This is a genomic window from Mesorhizobium sp. M1A.T.Ca.IN.004.03.1.1 (assembly GCF_003997555.1).
Lineage (GTDB): Bacteria > Pseudomonadota > Alphaproteobacteria > Rhizobiales > Rhizobiaceae > Mesorhizobium.
Genome location: NZ_RZTV01000032.1, coordinates 1 through 5,690 on the forward strand (window position 1 = coordinate 1; position 5,690 = coordinate 5,690).

The following is a 5,690-nucleotide window of genomic DNA, read 5'->3' on the forward strand; positions in this document are numbered from 1 at the left end:
GGCTGCGCTTCATGTCCTGGTCCTCTCGATGGGCCAGAACGAACTTCAAACCGGATTAGATCAGAGGGGCAAGGTCAGCACCGACGGTGATTTCTTCGCGGGCTCACGAATATTTGAGGACCCTGGCGAAGCCGGCGGCATATTTTAGGGAAATTGAATGTCCGACGCCTATGCACAGACGAGCCCTACTGTCGGGGGAACATCAAAGGCCGCACGAGCTCTGTTGAGCTGGTCGCGAGTGAGGCTCGCTGCCAAAGCGCATATTAGCGAACCAACGATCGTCAATTTTGAGAACGGGTCGAGGAACCCGAATGCTCGCCATGTTGCCGCTATCCGCCAGGCCTTGGAGGATGCGGGAATTGTCTTCAGCGCTGAAGGGCCGTTGCTACCTCGCTCCGAAGGTTCGAATGGTGATCGCCAGACGGATAATAGGATGTGGCGGCGACGGCAGACGAAACGCACGCCCTAGAAGCCTCACACTCTTTTGCGGTTAAGGTCTTTCGGGCGGGTGTCCGGCGAATACGTGAGCGTGATGCGCTGGAGCCGCAGACGGCGCATGTCATCCTGGGCCGCAAGTCCCCATCGCCGGAGCATCGGCGCCGAAGCGGTCGCGAAGGTTCCGCAGATCGAGCTTCTGATGACGATGGCAGTCGAGGCAGCCGCTCGTGACGGACATGCCTGCGTCATAAGCTCTTGAAGAGTCCAGCCGTCATGCTGGCGATGCAAGGCGGGCTCGGCCTTTTGGCTGGATTTCATTTTATTAGCAGATGCGCTCAAATAGTGAGGTTTGTCAGACAAAAGAGATTTCGCATGTCACTTGTGGACCTCACCGCCGACATCGTCTCCGCTTATGTTAGCAATAATCTCGTCTCGGTAACCGACTTGGCGGATTTGATCGCGTCGGTGTATTACTCGCTCACTGGCGCAGCCCTGCTGCCAAAGCAGGAGCCTGCCGTCGACCCGGAGCGCTCAGTCTTCCCCGATCACATCATCTGCCTGGAGGACGGCAAGGAGTTCAAGTCGCTCAAGCGGCACCTGAGGACCGATCACGGTCTTACACCAAAGCAGTATCGCACGAAATGGAACCTGCCGGCAGATCATCCGATGGTTGCGCCGAACTATGCGGAACGGCGATCGGAATTGGCGAAGGGGTTTGGCTTTCAGCGGAAGGCTGCAGATCTCCGAAAATGAGGTCGCCGCACCAGCGAGGATTATATTCCTGATCGCCGAGCGATTGCCAAGGAGGGACGCGATCACGCCATGTCCTTTGAGGTAGAAATTAGCTATCTTGCATGTGCGGCGGACCGCTAGTTCGCTAGGCCGGCGCCGGGACTCAGGCAATTCTCCCCACGAGAAAAGGCGCCGGTCACACCTTAGCCCGCCGCGCGGGTGTGGGGGCACACCCAGCGGCGGGTTAAAGGATTCTGCCGAATATTGGCGTCCTCGTGATGGGGCGTAAGCAAGCGCCCACGCTGCCGCGCATCACGGGTCAATCAGCGCCTTTTGGCTGAATTCGATTTATTAGCAGACGCGCATATACGGCCTCGCCGGCACTTACCCCTGCCGGCTAAGGCCCGGTGGCCGGCCCCCAAAGCCACACCCAAAGGCTACCGGGCCACCATCCGTTATATGGCGCGATGCATTCCGATAGATGGCGATGGCGCTAGTCCCGCCCGTCGTGTGCACTTATGCGACCTTCAGGTTAATGACGCGCATCACCGCGACCACTGTTCCATTGTTCGTAGCAGCCTCTTTCGTACTGCCCTTGCCGCAGCTCCAAACGTCGCCTTCCTTGGCCGTGAACTTCATATCGCCGGCCGTAACTTCCAGTTCGCCTTCGGTGACCGTGCAGACCATGTCGTCGGCCATCACATCCCCCAACGGGCTAGATCCTTTCGGCTGATAAATCACGTCTTCCATGACGATCTTGTTATACCCCTTGATATGGGAGTCTCGTGTCCCCCGCTCGACTAGCCGAACGCCAGGAAAAATCTCCTTGCCCTCAGTCGCGCCATAGGTCTTGGCCGCTACTGGAGTGAACTCTGCGGCCAATAGCGGGGCGGCCAACGAGGTGGCAGCAAGGGCGAGAGCATTACGTCGATTCATCTTCATAACATCCTCCCTGAGTTGGTCCGCCCGGTTGGGCGAACTTGATATTTTACGCGCCCGACAAGCCAAATAGTCAAAACACAATTGGGGATCCGCCCGGCAATCACCAGGCGAGGTATAGACAGCGAAACGGGACTAGAACGGCAAGAGCCCGCTCGCCTAAGGTCAGTCAGCGTGGGCATCGGCCTAGAGCCCGCTCGTGAGGGCCGAGCGGGCTCCGTCGTGGCCTTTCAGACGGCAGGCAGAAACGGAGGACAAAGCCGTGCCGCCCAATCTATAACCGCTCGCGTGTGGCGATGTTCCCTGTTCAGAGCTTAGAGCGCTCTAGGTCATCTCTGTGTGCACATCCAATCGACCAATTTGGGATGGACGGTCTTAGAGCCGGTATACGCCCGGATTATTTTCGCGGCCAGCTCTCGCCGCTCGGCTTCGGGAGTCTTGTTATACCGAACTTCGTTTTGGAAGGCCTTCTTCAGGATTTCGGCGTCCAACGCCGTCAAGTGTGATTTCGCCATTTTTCCCTCACAGGCGGGGGCGAAAACAATTCCCCGCGCGGTGGAAATTATATCTCTGTGGAGCGTATGGTGCGAATCGCGAAAGTCCGCCGCAGCTAATGAACGAAGACCAAGAGCCCGCTCGCTGAGGGGACAAGCCCGGGGTGACGGGCATCTGTTTGCTGTCCTATTTTTGGCCGATAGAACTGGTGCCTGGCGGGGCGAAAAAACACGTCCATCGAAATCTGTGATAAGCTTCGAAATTCATGTGTGGGGTCAACGACCGGTAGAACGTCATCAGCGGCTCGCAAATGTGATAGCGGTCATCTGGCGAAGTCTGGACACGCTCTCTGGGAATAAACCACTCCGGCTGCTGGGGCTCGTTCAAGTAAAGGCGATGTTGCGATCTGACGATATAGCCATCCCTCGTCATCCTGCATCCGCAGAGTCTATCGGGTAACAGTCTTTGTTCCCGCAGCAATCGTACCGGAGAACCGGGTCTGTCTTGCCCGTATACCAATCGTGTGCACCGGCCTGGTCCGCAAAGACAAGCCATATTAATGCAATAGCTCCGTGCAAGTGCGCCATGGAAACGCCCCTCGCATTTGCTTAACATATTAGTATGTGCTAATCTAGATGTTGACGTGGTTACGCGAGGGGCGTCTATGCATCAGGTCAGCACGCGAGAACGCGCAGGGCTGGCGAGCATTGTGGTCACAGCTGCGGCCCTCAATGGTGGTCTAGCCTTGGCGCATAGCCCCAGTAGAAGCTGGACGTATCCACCTGCCTGTTGCCATGGCGATCCCATCACCGGAGAATGCGGCAAGATCCCCGCCATCGCCGTGACGCCGCGGCCTGACGGGTATGTAATCATCCTTCGACCAGGCGATCACCACAGAGTCACTCATCAAAACCGCTATTTCGTTCCCTACGACGTGGTCATTCCATCTGGCGACGACAATTTTCACATCTGCCTGCATCCGACCGAAGAAGACGAGAATTGCTTCTTTGCGCCGGTCGACACGATGTGAGCCCTGTCACCTGCCTAGAGAAATGGTTGTCCACGAGGTAGAATTTAGACTGAATGGCTCGGAGGGACAGCCATGTCGGCTTTCAACGTTGGCTTCGTGATCTTCCCCGGCATCACCCAACTCGACTTCACCGGTCCGTTTGAGGTGTTAAGCCGGCTCGCGACCCCTGGCTCGCTGTCGTCGCCCAGCGAGTTTGCCCAAGCGAAAACCTACGTTGCCGCAAGAACGTTTGCGCCGGTCCTAAGCGACCGCGGCCTTGCCATAATGCCGAATTGCACTTTCGAGGATTGTCCGCAGCTCGACCTGATCTGCGTGCCTGGCGGCGCCGGCATTGCTGAGGCGCTTGCCGATGTCGAGATTGTCGACTTCATCCGCCTCCAGGCCGAGAAAGCACGCTACGTCACGTCGGTGTGCATCGGGGCTTTCCTGCTCGGGGCAGCGGGGCTGTTGCAAGGACGAAGCGCCACCACGCACTGGGCTCACACGGGGTTGCTGCCACTGGTGGGCGCCCGTTACGAAAAGGGCCGCACCGTCCGCGACGGCAACGTGTTCACCTCTGCGGGCGTGTCCGCGGGGATTGACTTCGCCTTTGCGGTCATCGCTGAGGTTGCCGGGCAGGAGGTGGCGAAGGCTATCCAGCTTTCGATCGAGTACGATCCAGCACCGCCCTTCGAGGCCGGCCATCCGGACAAGGCATCAGAGGCGGCAATAGAACTTATGATCGAGCGCAACGCCGCAACCCACGCCGGCATCTCGCAGGCGCTGGGCAGAGCGGTGTCCCTCGCCGATCGAACTTGAGCAAGTCCATAACGGGTCGCTGCGTTCGGCGCGTTGCGAGTTCTTCCTATCGGCGTTGAAGGGCGGAATGGCCTCCAAAGCACTCAGCGCGAACGAACAGGTCAATCTTCCAGGTGATAATCGAGCTTGAGGCGCAACAGTCGCATGTTCTGATCCGCTCGAACGGGTCCTGCGAACTGGACGCGATCTTTGACGACCTTTCCAGTGCCCTCAGGAAGCCCCACAGCGGCCCTAGATGCTGCCGGCAAGTTCTTCACCGGCATTGCCATCGGCGTAGGCTTTGCACTTGTGCACGCGTTCGCGGGCTAAAACGCAACCAAATAGACCAACGCGAGGACCATAGCTGCGGCAAGGACACCGGCCAGCAGGTCCATCACAGGTATGACGAGGCTCTTGCGCCGGCCTTTGCGTAGCGTAGCCGCGTATGCGCTGTAGAGACGCCGGCCATGCTCGCCAAAGCGGTCGGCGTTCGGATAGACCTTCTGCGGCTTTCGTCTAGGCCGGAGCATGAGTTCCCCCCACAACCCGCAGCCTACAATGGCGACGGCGTAGCCTCAACCGCCCGCCCTGTCTCATTTCTGCACAGATTGCTGGCATCGACCCCTTGCACCAAAGATGCTGCCGGTTTGATCCCCGGCAGGCTCGTCGGGCTTGAGGCCGTTGTTGGGGGCCTCGCCCGGCGAGTTCTCCCGCTATATTAGCGATCACTGGTAAACAGGGCGAACTAGGAAGATAATGCCTGTTGCGAGGAGCCGCCTTGAGGGAGGGCGTGGTCCGATGCGATGGCCTTTGGTCGTGATTGCGCTGATTGTCGGCTTGGTCCTTTGGGACCACTATGCCAATGACAGCACCTATATTGCCGACGTCGAGAGAAGCCTCAGACAGGCCGCTGCGGAAATGCCTGGCGGCGCCTGAAGGTTGGCCCCTTGTTCCGGTACACAGCCCGCCGACATCGTGCTCGCCCTCCGCGGGCTGGCCAAAACAACAATTGCCATAGACCGCCGTGACGCTATGGTTGGCGTGTCCGGGGTCTGGTTGCCCCAATCCCGGATCCGGCCCGGCAGATCGTCACCACTTCCCCCGAAGCACTGATGGCCGCCGGGCCGTCTCTAGCGCTAGGGCAGCTTCTTCGGAGAGGTATCTGGAGCGTAGGTCAGGGTAACGCGCTTGCGGCGCACACCGCTATAGCGCGACGATCAGGATGAGACGCGCGCGACAATCTGGATGAGATTCTTACGTCGCGGTCACGGGCAAATTA

General features: G+C 58.8%; 7 protein-coding genes. 5 read left to right on the plus strand and 2 right to left on the minus strand.

From position 1 onward, the window contains the following. Nucleotides 1-157: 157 nt before the first annotated feature. Nucleotides 158-469, plus strand: a complete 312-nt coding sequence (locus EOD29_RS30375) for a helix-turn-helix transcriptional regulator (protein WP_127248757.1) — start codon at nt 158-160, stop codon at nt 467-469. A 5-nt stretch (nt 470-474) separates the two neighbouring features. Here EOD29_RS30375 and EOD29_RS30380 read toward each other — a convergent pair whose 3' ends face one another. After that, entirely contained in the window at nt 475-798 is a 324-nt protein-coding gene (locus tag EOD29_RS30380; RefSeq protein ID WP_127248758.1) for a hypothetical protein, read from the minus strand. A 12-nt stretch (nt 799-810) separates the two neighbouring features. Between EOD29_RS30380 and EOD29_RS30385 the strand changes: the two genes are divergently transcribed. After that, nucleotides 811-1,191 carry a MucR family transcriptional regulator gene (locus tag EOD29_RS30385; RefSeq protein WP_127248759.1) on the plus strand — a complete coding sequence of 127 codons (381 nt, stop codon included), beginning with the start codon at nt 811-813 and terminating at the stop codon, nt 1,189-1,191. Nucleotides 1,192-1,686: 495 nt separating this feature from the next. On the opposite strand, the gene EOD29_RS30390 is transcribed toward EOD29_RS30385, so the two are convergent. Continuing rightward, nucleotides 1,687-2,112, minus strand: a complete 426-nt coding sequence (locus EOD29_RS30390) for a hypothetical protein (RefSeq protein WP_095826417.1) — start codon at nt 2,110-2,112, stop codon at nt 1,687-1,689. 1,156 nt (nt 2,113-3,268) lie between these two features. Between EOD29_RS30390 and EOD29_RS30395 the strand changes: the two genes are divergently transcribed. The 3 genes from EOD29_RS30395 (at nt 3,269) to EOD29_RS36200 (ending at nt 5,347) form a co-directional block, all read left to right on the plus strand. After that, nucleotides 3,269-3,634: a hypothetical protein gene (locus tag EOD29_RS30395; RefSeq protein ID WP_095826420.1), complete on the plus strand. Its 366-nt coding sequence runs from the start codon at nt 3,269-3,271 to the stop codon at nt 3,632-3,634. Between the two features lie 72 nt (nt 3,635-3,706). Then, nucleotides 3,707-4,432 carry a DJ-1/PfpI family protein gene (locus tag EOD29_RS30400; RefSeq protein ID WP_127248760.1) on the plus strand — a complete coding sequence of 242 codons (726 nt, stop codon included), beginning with the start codon at nt 3,707-3,709 and terminating at the stop codon, nt 4,430-4,432. Nucleotides 4,433-5,209: 777 nt separating this feature from the next. Continuing rightward, nucleotides 5,210-5,347, plus strand: coding sequence for a hypothetical protein (locus EOD29_RS36200; protein WP_164763878.1), 138 nt, complete (start codon nt 5,210-5,212; stop codon nt 5,345-5,347). The last annotated feature ends 343 nt before the right edge of the window (nt 5,348-5,690 follow it).

What these genes read in the sequence shown, in the direction of transcription:
- EOD29_RS36200 (WP_164763878.1), top strand. Translation starts at nt 5,210, where the DNA reads ATGCGATGGCCTTTGGTCGTGATTGCGCTGATTGTCGGCTTGGTCCTT.
- EOD29_RS30400 (WP_127248760.1), top strand. Translation starts at nt 3,707, where the DNA reads ATGTCGGCTTTCAACGTTGGCTTCGTGATCTTCCCCGGCATCACCCAA.
- EOD29_RS30375 (WP_127248757.1), top strand. Translation starts at nt 158, where the DNA reads ATGTCCGACGCCTATGCACAGACGAGCCCTACTGTCGGGGGAACATCA.
- EOD29_RS30390 (WP_095826417.1), bottom strand. Translation starts at nt 2,112, where the DNA reads ATGAAGATGAATCGACGTAATGCTCTCGCCCTTGCTGCCACCTCGTTG.
- EOD29_RS30395 (WP_095826420.1), top strand. Translation starts at nt 3,269, where the DNA reads ATGCATCAGGTCAGCACGCGAGAACGCGCAGGGCTGGCGAGCATTGTG.
- EOD29_RS30385 (WP_127248759.1), top strand. Translation starts at nt 811, where the DNA reads ATGTCACTTGTGGACCTCACCGCCGACATCGTCTCCGCTTATGTTAGC.